The sequence below is a fragment of the Clostridium sp. BJN0001 genome (assembly GCF_022869825.1).
Classification (GTDB): domain Bacteria; phylum Bacillota; class Clostridia; order Clostridiales; family Clostridiaceae; genus Clostridium.
Map to the genome: position 1 here is coordinate 1,701,950 of NZ_CP094971.1, position 16,495 is coordinate 1,718,444.

Genomic DNA, 16,495 nt, shown 5'->3' on the forward strand with positions numbered 1-16,495 from the left:
AAGCAGCTCACCCCCTTACTCTATTGTCTAAGGATTTCTTAATATATATTATCTCCTAAGAAATAATATATATACTAATTCTTAATCTTATTATACATTAATTTTATCAAATTGTATACTATTTTACTAAAGTTTCAACTATTTTATACGATTCTCCAATAGCTTCAGCAATATTTTCAGGCTTCTTTCCTCCAGCTTGAGCCATATCAGGTCTTCCACCTCCGCCGCCGCCGAGTATTTTTGAAATTTGCTTTATAAGCTTTCCACAATGTGCCCCTACTTTAACAGCTTCTTTATCAGCCATAGCACAAATTATAACTTTTCCATCTATTGTACTCATCAATAAAACTATTGATTTACTAACCTTATCTCTTACTTTTTCGCATAATTCTCTTAAAGTTTCTGAATCAACATCATTAATACTATATGATATTACTTTAATACCATTAACCTCTTTAGCTGATTCTATTATATCATCAATTCCCATAGATGCAAATTTTGCTTTAAGAAGCTGAATCTCTTTATCTTTATCTTTTAATTCTTTTAATACTTGTTCTGCTTTTGAAATAAGTTCTTTTTCTGAGCATTTGAATTTAGATGAAACTTCTTTTAAAACATTGTTCTTTTCTTCAATATATTTTATAGCTTCAGTTCCTGTAACTGCTTCAATTCTTCTTGTTCCTGCTGCAATACCGCTTTCTGATATTATCTTAAATAATCCTATCTTACCAGTATTATCTATATGAGTTCCTCCGCATAATTCTCTTGAATATATTCCTGTAGAGACAACTCTTACTAAATCTTCATACTTATCATCGAATATTCCATATGCGCCACTCTTTTTAGCATCTTCAAGCTTCATTACTTCAGTAGTAACTTCTGATGCAGACATAATTTCTTCATTAACTATTTTTTCGACTTTTTCTATTTGCTCTTTTGTCATAGCTTCAAAATGTGAAAAATCAAATCTTAATCTTTCATCATTAACATAAGATCCTGCCTGATGTACATGAGATCCTAAAACTTTTGTAAGTGTACAATCTAAAAGATGTGTAGCTGTATGATTTTTTCTTATATTATTTCTTCTTTGAACATCTATTTCAAGTATAACAGTATCATTTATAGATACACTTCCATTAATTACTTTTACAAAATGAACTATTTTTCCACCAATATTGCTTTTAGTGTCAACAACTTCAGCCTTAAAGCTTTCATTATATATTAAGCCTGTATCTCCTACTTGGCCTCCCATTTCAGCATAAAATGGAGTTTTATCTGTAACTATTATTGCATTTTCACCTTCAGATATAGAATCTTTAAATTCATTATCAGAAATAAGCACTTTTACAGAAGCTTTAAGTTTATCATTTTCATATCCATCAAAATCTGTTTTTACGCTAGAATCAATTATGTCTAATGTCTTTACATCAGCTCCCATATAATTCTGCTTTTTTCTTGCTCCTCTTGCTGTTTCTTTTTGGATCTGCATTTCCTTTTTGAATTCATCCATATCTATGCTAAATCCATAATCAGCTAATATTTCTTCAGTAAGTTCTACTGGGAATCCAAATGTATCATATAACTTAAATGCATTTTTTCCTTCTAGAACCTTTTTATTATTTTCTTTTAACACTTCAATGAATCCATTAAGTATATCAGTTCCTGCGTCTAATGTTTCTCTAAACTTATCTTCTTCTATTTTTATAACTTTCTTTATGTAATCTTTCTTTTCTCCAAGCTCAGTATATGCATCTTTTGAATCTTCTATAACTACATCACATAAATCACATAAAAATGCATCTTTAATTCCAAGAGTTTTTCCATGTCTTGCAGCTCTTCTTAAAAGTCTTCTAAGAACATAACCTCTTCCTTCATTTGAAGGCATTATGTCATCAGCAATCATAAATGTTATAGATCTTATATGATCTGTTATTATTCTTAATGACACATCAGTTTTATAGTCTTTTCCATATACTACATTAGCTTTTTTACCTACTGCATTTAATATATTCTGAATAGTATCTATTTCAAAAATACTTTCTTTTTCTTGCATTATTGTTGCAACTCTTTCAAGTCCCATCCCTGTATCTATATTGGGATTCTTAAGTTTATCATATCCACCTTTGCCATCGCCTTCAAACTGAGTAAATACAAGGTTCCAAAATTCTATTATTTTATCTTCATCAGAATATTTAGTGAATTCCTCTGCTGTTTTAGGATCCACACCAGTTTTGTTAAAATGTATTTCTGTACATGGACCACATGGACCTTCACCATGTTCCCAGAAATTATCTTCTTTTCCAAGTCTAAAAATATGTTCTGGTATTACATCTGTAAAAGTAGTCCAGTATTTATAAGCTTCATCATCATCTAAATATATAGTTACATAAAGTTTTTCCTTTGGAAGCTTTAAAACCTGTGTGATAAATTCCCATGCCCATGGAATAACTTCTTTCTTAAAGTAATCTCCAAAAGAAAAGTTTCCAAGCATTTCAAAGAATGTACCATGTCTGCTTGTAATTCCTACATTCTCAATATCTCCAGTTCTTACACATTTCTGACATGTAGTAACTCTTGTTCTTGGTGGTTTCTCAAGTCCTGTAAAATATGGCTTTAAAGGTGCCATTCCTGCATTTATAAGTAATAAGCTTTTGTCATTTTTAGGAACTAACGAAAAGCTTTTTAAACGCAAATGTCCTTTAGATTCAAAAAATTTTAAATAAGCCTCTCTTATATCATTAGTTTTCATATAATTCATAATTTTACCTCCGTAAATAAATAATTCTGCAAAAAAAAATCCTCCCCTGTAAAAGGGACGAAATTAAAAACATATTCCGCGGTACCACCCTTGATTATGTACAATACATCACTCAAAAGGAAAGACTCCAGGGCAGCTTCAACAAAAAGAAGTATGATACTTTCACCAACCGTATCATCTCTAAATACTTAATTTAAGTTTACTATTCCCATTCAACGCCTAATATTAACTTATATAGAAATTATATTTCATATAATTAATTATGTCAATTAGTTTTAACTTTTATCTGGTTTTACTTAAATTAGAAAACCAGACACTTCTTAATTATTTTGTATTTATTCCAAGCATTCCTGCAAGTATTCCGACTGCAATACTTCCAAATAATTTTATTATTTCCATGGATCCAAATTCTATAGAACGATACAAAAATGCTGAAATCAAAAAAATCATTATATAATACCCAATAGCAACTACAAGCCCTGTCATCCAGCCTTTATTGTTATTATTTCTAGCCGCAATAACAGCTCCAAGAGTTAAACTAAGTAATGAAATTATGACATAAACCGCATTTAATATACCTACTTTTATAGTAAATTTAGACATAACTGCTGAAAGAAAAAAAATAGATATAGCACATATAAATATAGAACTTGCAATTCCTTTAGAAACTGATATTATAAATTTATTTTTCATCTAAATATACCCCCTTGTTATTCTATATATATGTTAGAATTCAAGAGGGTATGTTTAAAAAATTATTCTTCTTTTGCTAATATATGTGCAATTCCATTTTTTTGAACTTTAATTTTTGTTTTAGCAGGACTAGTTTCTAGTGTAACAGTTTTATCATCAACGTATGTTATTTTACCAATAATTCCGCCTCTTGTTACTACATTACTATCTACTTTTAAAGAAGATAGCATTTCATCATATTTTTTTCTTCTCTTTTTATCTGGTAGCATTACTAAAAAATAGAATACCGCAAATACTAATGCTAGTGGTAATACATAGCTCATAAGTATAGCTGAAATATTTTGCATTATTTTTCCTCCTTAATAATAAATAAAAAATAATATTTGTTTATGTTAAGTAGTTTACATTTCTTTTGTTTTATTGTCAATACATAGAAAACTTACTATTCTCCTCTATGCCAGTTTTCAAGGCATTCTGCTTTATAATCAGAGAATGTTCCATTATCAATAGCATCTCTAATTTCTTTCATCATATTATTATAAAAATATAAATTATGAAGAACACATAATCTCATTGCAAGCATTTCTTTTGCTTTAAATAAATGTCTTATATATGCTCGTGAATAATTTCTGCATGCTGGGCAGTTACATTTCTCATCTATTGGTCTTGAATCAAGTTCAAACTTAGCGTTCATAAGATTTAGTTTTCCCTTACTTGTATATACATTTCCATGTCTTCCATTACGTGCAGGAAGAACACAATCAAAGAAATCTACTCCTCTTTCTACAGCTTCTAGTATATTTTCAGGGATTCCTACTCCCATAAGATATATAGGCTTATCTTCAGGAAGATTTGGCACAACTTCTTCTATTATTCTATACATTTCTTCATGACTTTCGCCTACCGCAAGTCCTCCTATAGCATATCCATCAAGATCCATTTTTGCTATTTCTTTTGCATGCTTTACTCTTATATCTGCATAAGTACCACCTTGATTTATACCAAATAACATTTGATTTTTGTTAATTGTCGTATCAAGAGAATTAAGCCTATCCATTTCAATTTTACATCTTTCAAGCCATCTTGTTGTTCTTTGAACAGATCTTATAACGTAATCTCTTGGTGATGGATTTTCTATACATTCATCAAATGCCATAGCAATTGTTGATGCAAGATTACTCTGAATCTGCATAGATTCTTCAGGTCCCATAAATATCTTTCTTCCATCTATATGTGAGCGAAAATATACTCCCTCTTCTTTTATTTTTCTCATGCTTGCTAATGAAAAGACTTGAAATCCACCCGAATCTGTTAGTATTGGTCTATCCCAGTTCATAAATTTATGAAGTCCACCAAGTTTATATATAACTTTATCAGATGGTCTTAAATGAAGATGATATGTATTTGAAAGTTCAACTTGACATTCTATTTCTTTTAAATCAACTGATGATACTGCTCCTTTTATTGCAGCTTGTGTACCAACATTCATAAATACTGGTGTTTCAATAACTCCATGTGGTGTTACAAGTCTTCCTCGTCTTGCATTTTTATCTTTCTTTAGCAAAGTATAGTTCTTACTCATAGTTTCTCTCCTTAACTTGTATATTGAAGCAATAACTATGTCACCTCATTAATGCTTTTTATAATTATTTTATAAACATTGCATCTCCAAATGAGAAAAATCTGTATTTTTCATTAACAGCTTCTTTATATGCATTCATTATTTTATCTTTCCCTGCAAGTGCTGAAACAAGCATTACAAGTGTAGATTGTGGAAGATGGAAATTCGTAATAAGTCTATCAACAACTTTATATTTGTATCCAGGATAAATAAATATACTAGTCCATCCACCTTGCTCTTTTAAATGTCCATTTTCATCTGCAACACTTTCAAGTGTTCTTACAGAAGTAGTTCCAACAGCTACAACTTTATTTCCTCTTTCTTTTGTCTTGTTTACTATATCTGCTGTTTCCTGACTTAAATGATAATATTCAGAATGCATTTGATGATCTTCTACATTCTCTACTTTAACTGGTCTAAATGTACCAAGTCCTACATGAAGTGTAAGATATGTAACATTAACGCCTTTATCTTTTATTTTCTGCAAAAGTTCTTTTGTGAAATGAAGTCCTGCAGTAGGTGCTGCAGCAGATCCCTTTTCTTTTGAGTAAACTGTCTGATACATCTCTTTATCTTCTAACTTTTCATGTATATATGGTGGAAGAGGCATTTCTCCAAGCTTATCTAAAACTTCTTCAAATATACCTTTATAATAAAATCTTACAGTTCTATTTCCATCAGGTTTTACTTTTATAACTTCAGCTTCTAAAAGTCCGTCTCCAAATGTAAATTTCTTTCCTTCTTTAGCGTATTTACCTGGTTTAGCTAGGCAGTCCCAATCATCACCATTTTCCCTTTTTAGTAGAAGAAATTCTATTTTCCCTCCAGTTACCTCTTTATGTCCTATAAGTCTTGCAGGCATTACTCTTGTATTATTTAAAACTAAAGTATCATTAGGATTTAAATAATCTATTATATCATGAAATATTTTATGTTCAATATTTCCTGTATCTTTGTCTAATACCATAAGTCTAGAAGCATCTCTTTCTTTTAAAGGATGTTGTGCTATAAGTTCCTCTGGTAAATAATAATCAAATTCTTTTACATCCATGTTATCTTTCTCCAATCATTTGTAAATTTTAAAATGTCACTTTTTATCATAAGGCTTTTTTAAATGTTCATATGCCTTTTTAGTTGCAGCTCTACCTCTCGGAGTTCTAAGTATATATCCTTTTTGGAGAAGATATGGTTCATATACATCTTCTATTGTTCCAAGTTCTTCACCAATGAAATATGAAAGTGTTTCTATTCCCACAGGTCCCCCGTTAAAATTATCAATTATTGCACTTAAAATTTTATTATCAACTTTATCAAGACCTTCATCATCTATTTCTAAAAGTTCAAGTGCAGCTTTAGACTCCTTAAGGGATATTATGTCACTACCATTTACCTCTGAATAATCACGTACTCTTTTTAATAGCCTGTTTGCTATTCTTGGTGTTCCTCGCGATCTTCGTGCAATTTCAAGTGCCGATTCCTTTGTAATTTTAACATCAAGAACAGATGAACTTCTAATTACTATTTCTTCTAACTCATCATCTGTGTAATATTCCATAGAACAAAGCACTCCAAATCTATCTCTTAATGGAGCTGTAAGCATACCAACTCTTGTTGTTGCACCTATTAGTGTAAATTTAGGAAGATCAAGCCTTATAGATTTTGCCTGAGCTCCTTTTCCAATTACAAGATCAAGAACATAATCTTCCATTGCAGGATATAAAATTTCTTCAACGCTTCTATTTAATCTATGAATTTCATCAATGAAAAGCACATCATAATCTTTAAGCGTAGTTAAAATAGCAGCAAGATCTCCTGCACGTTCTATAGCAGGTCCTGAAGTGACTTTTAGATTTCCACCCATTTCATTTGCTATTATATTAGCCATTGTAGTCTTTCCAAGTCCTGGGGCACCATATAAAAGCACATGATCAAGAGCTTCTTTTCTCTGTTTTGCAGCCTCTATGAATATTTTAAGTCTTTTTTTAACTTTTTTTTGACCTATATACTCATTAATTCTCTGAGGTCTTAAACTAAACTCTGAACTATCTTCACTTATACAATCCGGAGTTATTATTCTCTCCAAAATTTACCCCCCTATCCGACTAAAGCTCTTAACGCATTTTTTATAATATTCTCTAATATATCATCTGTATTAACAGCTTTAAGAGCATTTTTAGCTTCTTTTTCACTATATCCCAAAGATAATAATGCTCCTAATGCTTCTTTAATCTTCGTATCATCATTTATTTTACTTGTATCATCTTTTGATAACCTTAAAACATCTTTTGTATCTATTTTATCTTTAAGTTCAAGAACAATTCTTGCAGCTATTTTTTTTCCTATACCAGTTGCTTTTAACAGATATTTAGAATCACTACATACTATTGCAGACTTTAAGCTGTCTACTTTATTTATAGATAAGAGAGATAATGCCGCTTTAGCACCAACTCCATTTATTGATCTTAAAAGATTAAACATATTAAGTTCTTCTTTTGTCAAAAATCCATAAAGACCTATAAAATCTTCACGAACAATCTGTTCAACATATAATACTATCTGACTATTTAAATCAGGAAGATTTGATATTGTAATCCCTGATGTATATATCCTATATCCTATATTATTACACTCAATTATTACATAATCTTCATTTATTCCTGCATAAATGCCTTTTATATACTCATACATACTTTGCATTCTCCAAATTCTAATAAAAAATGAATATAAAATGTTAATTTCTCTTTATATACTTTAACATTTTATATTCAATCTTTCAACTATCTAAAATATTATGACAAGAATTCAGAGAGACCTTCTTCAGCTTTTTCCTTACTGTCGTACTTAAGTTCATAATTTTCTATTCTATATCGGTCATTCTCTCCTAAAGTATCTACTGTCTTATAATTTTTATAAACATCATTTTGATTTTCTAAAACAAGCTCTCCATTCTGATCACATTTACAAATTGCAAAAAATGAATCTTTAGATACAATATAATATTTTCCTTTTTCTAAATTATCTTTACTATCCTTTTTAAACATAATTTCATCTGATGATAAGCCGTCAAGACTATATCCCTGATTTTCAAAAGTTTCTTTGACCTTTTCTTCAGATAAATCATCTTCAGAAAGTCCAAGTTCTTCTCTTAATTCTTTTACAGTAAGTTCTTTTTCTTTTTTTTCTCCTGAAAACAATGAAATTTTAACTCTATCATTAAGTCCTTGTGTCTTTTCTATGCTCTTACTAATCTCATTATTTCTAGTACTTAAAAATCTCTCTGTAAAATAAAATGTTCCTGAAAAAATAGCAAGAAAAAATATAGCCAATGATACAAAAATAACTTTTCTTTTTTTCATATAAATCACTTCCTAATTAGAAGTTTTTCCAATATTATTATTTTTATACAAATTTTTATACAAAAAATAGCAGGTGAAAAAACACCTGCTATTACTTAGCTACTGATTTTTACGTTGTCCGCCAACAGTATGCGCCTTAAAATCGCACTTTACTTTAAAGATAAAAATCTTTAGCAACACACATTACTTTACGTATGCACTTCCGCCGGATTAAAGTGTCAGTACACTAAGATAAATAAAAACCTTTATCTTAGTTATATTATACATCTTTCAGATTAAATTTCAATATATTTTTTAAATTTTCTGAATATTTTGTTTTATTCTTCTGAATAAGTTATATCATCAAATAAAATTGGAAGTTTCTCTTTAAATACTTTTAAAATCATATCAGATACTTCTCTCATTTGAGGATGTGCAGCTTTGTCAGATCTTAACCTGAAAAAATGTCTCCATTCTCTTAAATTCATTGTCATAACAATTTCAGTCTTTATAGAATTTGGAAGAATACTTCTTGCTTCTTGAGCAGTTGCTCCATTTTCAATCATTTTATTGTATGTACTTTCTACATTTTCCATGCTTTGCATCCATAATTTGTAATTTTCATCATTTTCATTAAAAAAACATGGCTTTATAAATTTCATTTCTCCGCCAAATTTATCACTTGAATAATTACAATATCTTGTACTTTCCTGGCTATAGCTTGCCACTCTATGTCTTACTATTTCATGAGTAACACCTCTATCACATATAACTCTCATAGAAATACTTATATGTTCTATAACTGATTCATGTCCTCTTTTTATTATTGCTTTAATAAATTTTTCTGCAGAATCATCATTTATTCTGTTTTCACTTTTATAACATACTCTTCCTATTCTCTCAAGTTTCTTTAAAATTTTATCTTGATTTACTTCATCTTCAAGAATAACTTCTGGTTTTATAATTTTCATAAAGTCCTCCTAAAATCAAACATCGCTATTGCTGTAAAATAATTTTATAACACTAATTTTCTTACTTTAAATAAAGCAAGATTAGTACACTATGGTACTAATCTAAATAATCCTTTAACTTTTTACTTCTTGAAGGATGTCTGAGCTTTCGTAATGCTTTTGCTTCTATCTGTCTTATTCTTTCTCTTGTTACATTAAATTCTTTTCCTACTTCTTCAAGTGTTCTAGCTCTTCCATCATCTAATCCAAATCTTAATCTCAATACTTTTTCTTCTCTTGGAGTTAATGTGTCTAAAACATTTATAAGCTGTTCTTTAAGCATTGTAAATGCAGCAGCTTCAGCTGGTGCTGGTGCTTCATCATCTGGTATAAAATCTCCCAAATGAGAATCTTCTTCCTCTCCTATAGGAGTTTCTAAAGATACTGGCTCTTGTGCAATTTTTTGTATTTCACGAACTTTATCTACTGGAAGGTCCATAATTTTTGATATTTCTTCTGGAAATGGATCTCTTCCAAGCTCTTGAAGAAGTTGACGTTGAACTCTTATAAGTTTATTTATTGTTTCAACCATATGAACAGGTATTCTTATAGTTCTTGCCTGATCTGCTATGGCTCTTGTTATTGCTTGCCTTATCCACCATGTTGCATAAGTTGAAAATTTATATCCTTTTCTATAATCAAACTTTTCTACTGCTTTTATAAGTCCTAAATTACCTTCTTGAATTAAATCTAAGAAAAGCATTCCTCTTCCAACATATCTTTTTGCAATACTTACAACAAGTCTTAAATTAGCTTCTGCAAGTTTTTTCTTTGATCGTTCACTACCATCTTCTATTTCTTTAGCATATTTTATTTCCTCTTCAGATGATAATAATGGCACTTTTCCTATTTCTTTAAGATACATTCTTACAGGATCATCTATCGCAACTCCTTCTGGCACAGAAAGATCAATTTCTTCCTCTTCTTGATGTTCCTGATTTTCACCCACTATTTCTACCTCGGCTGCTTCAAGTACTTCATAAATTTTTTCAATCTGCTCAGCAGTTAAATCTATATGATCAAGTGCTTCCATTATTTCTTTATATGTTAAAGATCCTTGCTTCTTACCTTTACTAATTAGCTCTCTTATCATATTCATTTTTTTATTTTTATCCATTTTACTATTTGCTTTAGATTTTGTTTTTTGTTCCATTTACTTATATCCTCCTTCCGTTATAAACCAGATAACCTCTATAACTTTCTTCTTAGCTCAACAAGTTCTCTTGTAATTTCAATCAAATCATCAATTTTCCCTTCTCTTTGCAGTTCTTTCTGCTTTTTTATCAAAGAATCTGCCTTTGATTTAATTTTATAATTATTAATTTCCTTTAGAAAATCAGATAAAAGCCTCTCAAAATCCTGTTCTTTATAATAAGTATCCTTTATCTTTACCCACTCTTTAGATGTTTCTATATCTGTACATCTATTTTCAATATATTTGTAAACATCATCTTCTTCACTTTTTAACGCCTTTTTTGCTAATTCAAAAATCTTTTGATGGATATTTGATATTAAAGTATTACCATATATTTTTCGAATTACAGACTCTGTATCTATTTTATGGTCTAAAATTAATTTTATTATTCCTCTTTCAGCTTTTATGTATGCTGGCTCTATATATAATTTTGTTCCATAATATTCCTCTTTATTCATCGAATTATTACTTTTTAATTTTTTTTTCATAACCTGTGATAAAAGATCATAAAGTGCCTGTTCTTTTATAGATGTTTTTTCGGAGATTTTTTTAACATATACATCTTTTTCTACCGGATTTAAGTCAGCGAGTATTTCCGTAATTCTTTCTCCATATTTTATAAGGTCTCTGTCATTTTTAAGATTAAGATCATAAGATGCCTTATTAATTCTGTACTCAATTAAAGAGACTGCATTTTTAGCAAGTTTTAAGAATGCATCTCTTCCATTTTTTCTTACAAACTCATCAGGATCTTTGCCCTCTGGTACTTTTAGGACTCTTACATCAAAACCAGAATTTCTTAAAATTTCAAGACCTCTAAGTGTTGCTTTTTGCCCTGCTGCATCAGCATCATATGAAATAATAACTTTTGAAACATATCTTTTTAAAAGCTTAGATTGGTTTTCTGTAAGTGCAGTTCCTAAAGAGGCTACTGAATTTGTTATGCCTGCCTGATGGAGTGAAATTAAATCCATATACCCTTCAACAATAATAATATAATCGTCTTTAAGTCCATTTTTTATTGAAAAATTAAGTCCATATAAATTAACGCCTTTATCAAATACTATTGTTTCTGGTGAATTTAAATATTTAGGTTTAGAATTATCAAATACTCTTCCACCAAACCCTATAACCTGACCTTTTACATTAAAAACTGGGAAAATAACTCTATCTCTAAATCGATCGTATATTGTTTTCTTTTCTGGATTATTAGAAATAACTCCCGACTCTATAAGAATGTCATTCTTATAGCCTTTTCTTCTCAAATAATTTAAAAGAGCATTAAAGCTCATTGGTGCATATCCGAGTCCAAATCGTCTTATAGTTTCCTCTCTTATGCCCCTATTCAAAAAATAATCTTTTGCTTTTTTAAATTTTTGAAGATTTCTAAAATAAAATCGTGCCGATTCAACATTAATTTTAAGAATTGTATTTTTCTTATTTATAAGTTCTTTATCTTCTTTATATCCTAAATCAAATGATATTCCTACCTTGTCAGCAAGATATTTTAAAGCCTCAATAAAAGACATCTTTTTATATTTCATTATAAATGTAATAACATTTCCAGCTTCACCACACGAAAAACATTTATAAATCTGTTTATCTTCCGAAACGCTTAAAGATGGGCTTTTGTCATTATGAAATGGACATAATCCAAAATAATTTTTCCCTGTCTTTTTAAGATGTATATCTTCCGAAATAATATCAACTATATTATTTTGTTCTTTGATTTGTTCTATTAATTCTTCTGGTATTTGCAAGGAGTCACCTCCCTCACAATTTTTTTAGCAACAGATATATATTATTCGACATTTTTTCTTATTTCCTCTTTTTTATTTTTTTCTGCATAATGTATTTATTCTCTTTTTTATTTTAAAATCCTTTTTTATTTTAAGTTTATGTAAAAAAATATTATGCTTAAACTTTTTTATACAAATTATTAACATTTCTCTTTATTAATGTATACCCTAAAAAAATATTTTTAAACATACTTTATAAAATGCGCCTTTGTAATTATAGTCATTTTCTTTACTTTTTATGTATATTTAAAATATTATAATAATATTATTAATATGAATTAATTTTATGGATAAATGTATATGGATAATGCTTTTCTTAATTCAGATATAATAAATAATATCTTAAAAGACTATGGAATAATTAATAGCAAAATATCAGTAATAAAATTTAAAAATACTGATAAGCAGAGAATAATTTATAAAATTAGTGATGAACAAAAGAATAAAGTATACTGTTTAAAAAAAGTTTATTATGGACTTCCTGACCTTCTATATGTATATTCAGCTTGTGAATGGCTTAATAAAAATAAATTCAGAGTTCCTGTTTTTATAAAGCAATGTAATAACAGACGATTTGTAAATTATAACAATATGTACTTTTTCTTAACTGAATGGTTTAGTGGTTCAAAATGTTCGTTTGATAACTTTACTCATATAATAATATCGTCAAAAACCCTTGCCAAAATTCATAAAATGTCTAAAAACTTTTCTGCAATCAAAGGAAGTTCAGAAAGAAATGGTTTTGAAAATGTTTATATTTCATCTTTAAAGCATTTTTCTGATTTAAAAAAGGCCCTCTCTATTTCAAAAGAAAATGCTGGACTATTTTCTGAATCATATAAAAAATCTTACAAAATCAATGAAACGTTAGCAATGCTTTCAGTTAAAATAGCATCAACTATTAATTTTAATAATCTTTCATCTTCACTATGTCATGGGGATTATGTAAATAAAAACATTCTTTTTCCAAAAGACTTGAATCCGTGTATTATAGATTTTGACAAATGTAAAAAAGATTACTGTTCAAAAGATCTAGGATATTTTATGAGAAGACTTTTAAGGCGTGACAAATCGTTATGGGATCCTCTTCTTGCATTTGAAACAATCATTGCATATACAGATATAAACATACTAAACTCAGATGATCTAAAATATCTTATATCATATTTAGCTTTTCCACAAAAATTTTGGAGAATAACTAAAAATTTTTACGCAAATAAAAGTGATATTGAAGAAACAAGAGCTGCTGCATATATTCTAGAGGAATCTTTCAAAGCTAAAAAAGCTATAGAATTTATTGTTTCCATAATAACATTAATTAAAAATGAATATAACATATCTATATTATAAAATATAAGGCAGATGACAATTAAAAATTGTCATCTGCCTTATTTTAATAAAATCTTAAATAAAAAATTCTATCTTTTATTTTTAACCTGTGCTTGTGCAGCTGCAAGTCTTGCAAGTGGAACTCTAAATGGTGAACATGATACATAATCAAGTCCTATATTGTGACAGAACTCAATTGATGATGGATCTCCACCATGTTCTCCACATATTCCAAGATGAATATCAGGTCTTACGCTTCTTCCTTTTTTAGATGCAATCTTAATAAGTTCTCCAACACCTATCTGATCAAGCTTTGCAAATGGATCCTGTTCATAAATTTTCTTATCATAATATGAAGCTAGGAACTTAGCAGCATCATCTCTTGAGAATCCAAATGTCATCTGAGTTAAATCATTAGTACCAAATGAGAAAAATTCTGCTTCTTCTGCAATCTTATCTGCAGTAATTGCTGCTCTTGGTATTTCTATCATAGTACCAATCTTATATTTCATATCCGAATTCTTTTCTTTCTTAACTTTCTCAATTGTTTCTACAATAATTTCCTTAACATATCTTAATTCTTTAATCTCACCAACTAAAGGAATCATTATTTCTGGAACTATATCATAGCCTTTTTCTTCTTTAATTTCAATAGCTGCTTCCATAATGGCTCTTGTCTGCATCTGTGCAATTTCAGGATAAGTTACAGCAAGTCTACAGCCTCTATGACCCATCATAGGATTAAATTCATGAAGTTCAGCAACTGTAGCTTTAAGTTCTGCAAAACTTATATTCATTTCCTCTGAAAGTGCTTTTATATCTTCATCTTCAGATGGTAAAAATTCATGTAATGGTGGATCAAGAAGTCTTATAGTTACAGGTTTTCCTTCAAGTGCCTCATATATACCTTTAAAGTCACTCTTTTGCATTGGAAGAATCTTTTCTAATGCTTTCTTTCTATGATCCTCATCTTTTGATACAATCATTTCTCTTACAGCTTTTATTCTGTCTTCTGCAAAGAACATATGCTCTGTTCTGCAAAGTCCTACACCTTCAGCTCCAAATTCTACTGCCTGTTTTGCATCTCTTGGAGTATCTGCATTAGTTCTAACTTTTAACTTCCTAATTTCATCAGCCCATTTCATAAATGTTGCAAAATTTCCTGTGATTTCAGGAGTAACAGTCTTTATCTTTTCTCCATATACATTTCCTGTAGTTCCATCTATTGAAATTGAATCTTCACAGCTATAAGTCTTTCCCTCAACTGTAACTGTTTTACTCTTTTCATCTACTCTTATACTTCCACATCCTGCTACACAGCAAGTTCCCATACCTCTTGCTACAACTGCTGCATGAGATGTCATACCTCCTCTTACAGTCAAAATACCTTTTGCTGCAATCATTCCTTCGATATCTTCTGGTGAAGTTTCAAGTCTTACAAGAACAACATCCTCTCCAAGAGATGCCCTCTCTTTAGCTTCATCAGCTGTGAATGCTATTTTACCACATGCAGCCCCTGGTGATGCAGGAAGTCCTGTTGCTATTGGCTTTGCTTTCTTTAAATCTTCAGTATAGAATGCTGGATGTAATAATGTATCAAGTTGTTTAGGCTCAACTTTTAGTATTGCTTCTTCTTCAGTTAACATACCTTCTGCAACTAAATCAACCGCAATCTTAAGTGCAGCCTGAGCTGTTCTTTTTCCATTTCTTGTTTGCAAGAAATATAATTTTCCTTCTTCAATAGTTATTTCCATATCCTGCATATCTTTATAATGAGATTCAAGTTTATTAATTATATCAAGAAGTTCATTATAAATTTCTTGATTCTGTTCTTCAAGTTTTCTTATTGGAAGTGGTGTTCTTATTCCTGCAACAACGTCTTCACCTTGTGCATTCATTAAATATTCACCAAAAATTCCTTTTTCTCCTGTTGCTGGATTTCTTGAGAATACAACACCAGTTCCTGAAGTCTCTCCTTTATTACCAAATACCATTTGTTGTACGTTTACTGCAGTACCCCACTCACTTGGTATATCATTTAATCTTCTATAAACAATTGCTCTTGGATTTTCCCATGAACTAAATACTGCTTTAATAGCTTCAATTAACTGTGCTTTAGGTTCTTGAGGGAAATCTTCTTTCTTTTCTTTCTTATAAATCTCTTTAAATTTTGATGCAAGTTCTTTTAAATCGTTTGCATCAAGCTCAGTATCGTATTTAACGCCTCTTTTAGATTTCATCTTATCTATTTCATCTTCAAATAATCTTTTTTCAATGCCCATTACAACATCTGAAAACATCTGAATAAATCTTCTATATGAATCATAAGCAAATCTTAGATTATTAGTAAGTTTAGCTAAAGCTTCAACTGCTACATCATTTAATCCTAAGTTTAAGATTGTATCCATCATGCCAGGCATAGAAACTCTTGCTCCTGATCTTACGGATACTAATAATGGATTAGCATTATCTCCAAATTTTTTGCCTACCTGCTCTTCTAAAGTTGCTAAATTTTTATAAATTTCATTTAAAATATCGTCTGAAATTTTTTTGCCATCCTCATGATATCTTGTGCAAGCTTCAGTAGTAACAGTAAAACCATATGGTACGGGAATATTAAGGTTTGTCATTTCTGCCAAATTAGCGCCCTTACCACCCAATAAATTTCTCATATTAGCATTACCTTCCTTAAAAAGGTATACATACTTGTTTGCCATTTTCAATACTCCTCCATTCACATAACACGTTTCTTAAT

Annotated in this window: 13 protein-coding genes and 1 other annotated feature; of the genes, 1 reads left to right on the plus strand and 12 read right to left on the minus strand. The window is 29.6% G+C overall.

Annotation, left to right across the window (positions count from 1 at the left end; translation table 11 throughout):
• Nucleotides 1-118: 118 nt before the first annotated feature.
• The 11 genes from alaS to dnaG all read right to left on the minus strand — a co-directional run bounded on the left by alaS (nt 119) and on the right by dnaG (nt 12,372).
• The gene (gene alaS / locus MTX53_RS08235) at nt 119-2,758 is read right to left on the minus strand and encodes an alanine--tRNA ligase (RefSeq protein ID WP_244833263.1); all 2,640 of its coding nucleotides are present in this window, start codon (nt 2,756-2,758) and stop codon (nt 119-121) included.
• 50 nt (nt 2,759-2,808) lie between these two features.
• Nucleotides 2,809-2,983, minus strand: a binding site (T-box leader).
• 99 nt (nt 2,984-3,082) lie between these two features.
• Nucleotides 3,083-3,451: a TIGR04086 family membrane protein gene (locus MTX53_RS08240; RefSeq protein ID WP_244833264.1), complete on the minus strand. Its 369-nt coding sequence runs from the start codon at nt 3,449-3,451 to the stop codon at nt 3,083-3,085.
• Nucleotides 3,452-3,513: 62 nt separating this feature from the next.
• A complete protein-coding gene (yajC, locus tag MTX53_RS08245; protein ID WP_244833265.1) occupies nt 3,514-3,798 on the minus strand; it encodes a preprotein translocase subunit YajC in 285 nt (94 codons plus the stop codon).
• A 95-nt stretch (nt 3,799-3,893) separates the two neighbouring features.
• Nucleotides 3,894-5,033 carry a tRNA guanosine(34) transglycosylase Tgt gene (tgt, locus tag MTX53_RS08250; RefSeq protein ID WP_244833266.1) on the minus strand — a complete coding sequence of 380 codons (1,140 nt, stop codon included), beginning with the start codon at nt 5,031-5,033 and terminating at the stop codon, nt 3,894-3,896.
• A gap of 64 nt (nt 5,034-5,097) precedes the next feature.
• The gene (gene queA / locus MTX53_RS08255) at nt 5,098-6,123 is read right to left on the minus strand and encodes a tRNA preQ1(34) S-adenosylmethionine ribosyltransferase-isomerase QueA (RefSeq protein ID WP_244833267.1); all 1,026 of its coding nucleotides are present in this window, start codon (nt 6,121-6,123) and stop codon (nt 5,098-5,100) included.
• A gap of 36 nt (nt 6,124-6,159) precedes the next feature.
• The gene (ruvB, locus tag MTX53_RS08260; protein WP_244833268.1) at nt 6,160-7,155 is read right to left on the minus strand and encodes a Holliday junction branch migration DNA helicase RuvB; all 996 of its coding nucleotides are present in this window, start codon (nt 7,153-7,155) and stop codon (nt 6,160-6,162) included.
• A gap of 11 nt (nt 7,156-7,166) precedes the next feature.
• Nucleotides 7,167-7,760: a Holliday junction branch migration protein RuvA gene (gene ruvA, locus MTX53_RS08265; protein ID WP_244833269.1), complete on the minus strand. Its 594-nt coding sequence runs from the start codon at nt 7,758-7,760 to the stop codon at nt 7,167-7,169.
• Nucleotides 7,761-7,861: 101 nt separating this feature from the next.
• A complete protein-coding gene (locus MTX53_RS08270; protein ID WP_244833270.1) occupies nt 7,862-8,428 on the minus strand; it encodes a hypothetical protein in 567 nt (188 codons plus the stop codon).
• Between the two features lie 317 nt (nt 8,429-8,745).
• Entirely contained in the window at nt 8,746-9,378 is a 633-nt protein-coding gene (gene thyX / locus MTX53_RS08275) for an FAD-dependent thymidylate synthase (protein WP_244833271.1), read from the minus strand.
• A 97-nt stretch (nt 9,379-9,475) separates the two neighbouring features.
• Nucleotides 9,476-10,570, minus strand: a complete 1,095-nt coding sequence (gene rpoD / locus MTX53_RS08280) for an RNA polymerase sigma factor RpoD (protein ID WP_244833272.1) — start codon at nt 10,568-10,570, stop codon at nt 9,476-9,478.
• A 38-nt stretch (nt 10,571-10,608) separates the two neighbouring features.
• The gene (gene dnaG, locus MTX53_RS08285; RefSeq protein WP_244833273.1) at nt 10,609-12,372 is read right to left on the minus strand and encodes a DNA primase; all 1,764 of its coding nucleotides are present in this window, start codon (nt 12,370-12,372) and stop codon (nt 10,609-10,611) included.
• A gap of 339 nt (nt 12,373-12,711) precedes the next feature.
• Here dnaG and MTX53_RS08290 point away from each other — a divergent pair, with 339 nt between their 5' ends.
• On the plus strand, nt 12,712-13,761 hold the full coding sequence (locus MTX53_RS08290; protein WP_244833274.1) for a CotS family spore coat protein: 1,050 nt from the start codon (nt 12,712-12,714) through the stop codon (nt 13,759-13,761).
• Between the two features lie 68 nt (nt 13,762-13,829).
• Here the strand turns inward: MTX53_RS08290 and ppdK are convergent, their stop codons facing one another.
• Nucleotides 13,830-16,457 (minus strand): pyruvate, phosphate dikinase, encoded by a 2,628-nt coding sequence (gene ppdK / locus MTX53_RS08295; RefSeq protein ID WP_244833275.1) that lies wholly within the window; start codon nt 16,455-16,457, stop codon nt 13,830-13,832.
• Between the last annotated feature and the right edge of the window lie 38 nt (nt 16,458-16,495).

Coding starts and splice junctions, on each gene's coding strand:
- alaS (WP_244833263.1), bottom strand. CDS start 2,758: ATGAATTATATGAAAACTAATGATATAAGAGAGGCTTATTTAAAATTT.
- MTX53_RS08240 (WP_244833264.1), bottom strand. CDS start 3,451: ATGAAAAATAAATTTATAATATCAGTTTCTAAAGGAATTGCAAGTTCT.
- yajC (WP_244833265.1), bottom strand. CDS start 3,798: ATGCAAAATATTTCAGCTATACTTATGAGCTATGTATTACCACTAGCA.
- tgt (WP_244833266.1), bottom strand. CDS start 5,033: ATGAGTAAGAACTATACTTTGCTAAAGAAAGATAAAAATGCAAGACGA.
- queA (WP_244833267.1), bottom strand. CDS start 6,123: ATGGATGTAAAAGAATTTGATTATTATTTACCAGAGGAACTTATAGCA.
- ruvA (WP_244833269.1), bottom strand. CDS start 7,760: ATGTATGAGTATATAAAAGGCATTTATGCAGGAATAAATGAAGATTAT.
- MTX53_RS08270 (WP_244833270.1), bottom strand. CDS start 8,428: ATGAAAAAAAGAAAAGTTATTTTTGTATCATTGGCTATATTTTTTCTT.
- thyX (WP_244833271.1), bottom strand. CDS start 9,378: ATGAAAATTATAAAACCAGAAGTTATTCTTGAAGATGAAGTAAATCAA.
- rpoD (WP_244833272.1), bottom strand. CDS start 10,570: ATGGAACAAAAAACAAAATCTAAAGCAAATAGTAAAATGGATAAAAAT.
- MTX53_RS08290 (WP_244833274.1), top strand. CDS start 12,712: ATGGATAATGCTTTTCTTAATTCAGATATAATAAATAATATCTTAAAA.
- ppdK (WP_244833275.1), bottom strand. CDS start 16,457: ATGGCAAACAAGTATGTATACCTTTTTAAGGAAGGTAATGCTAATATG.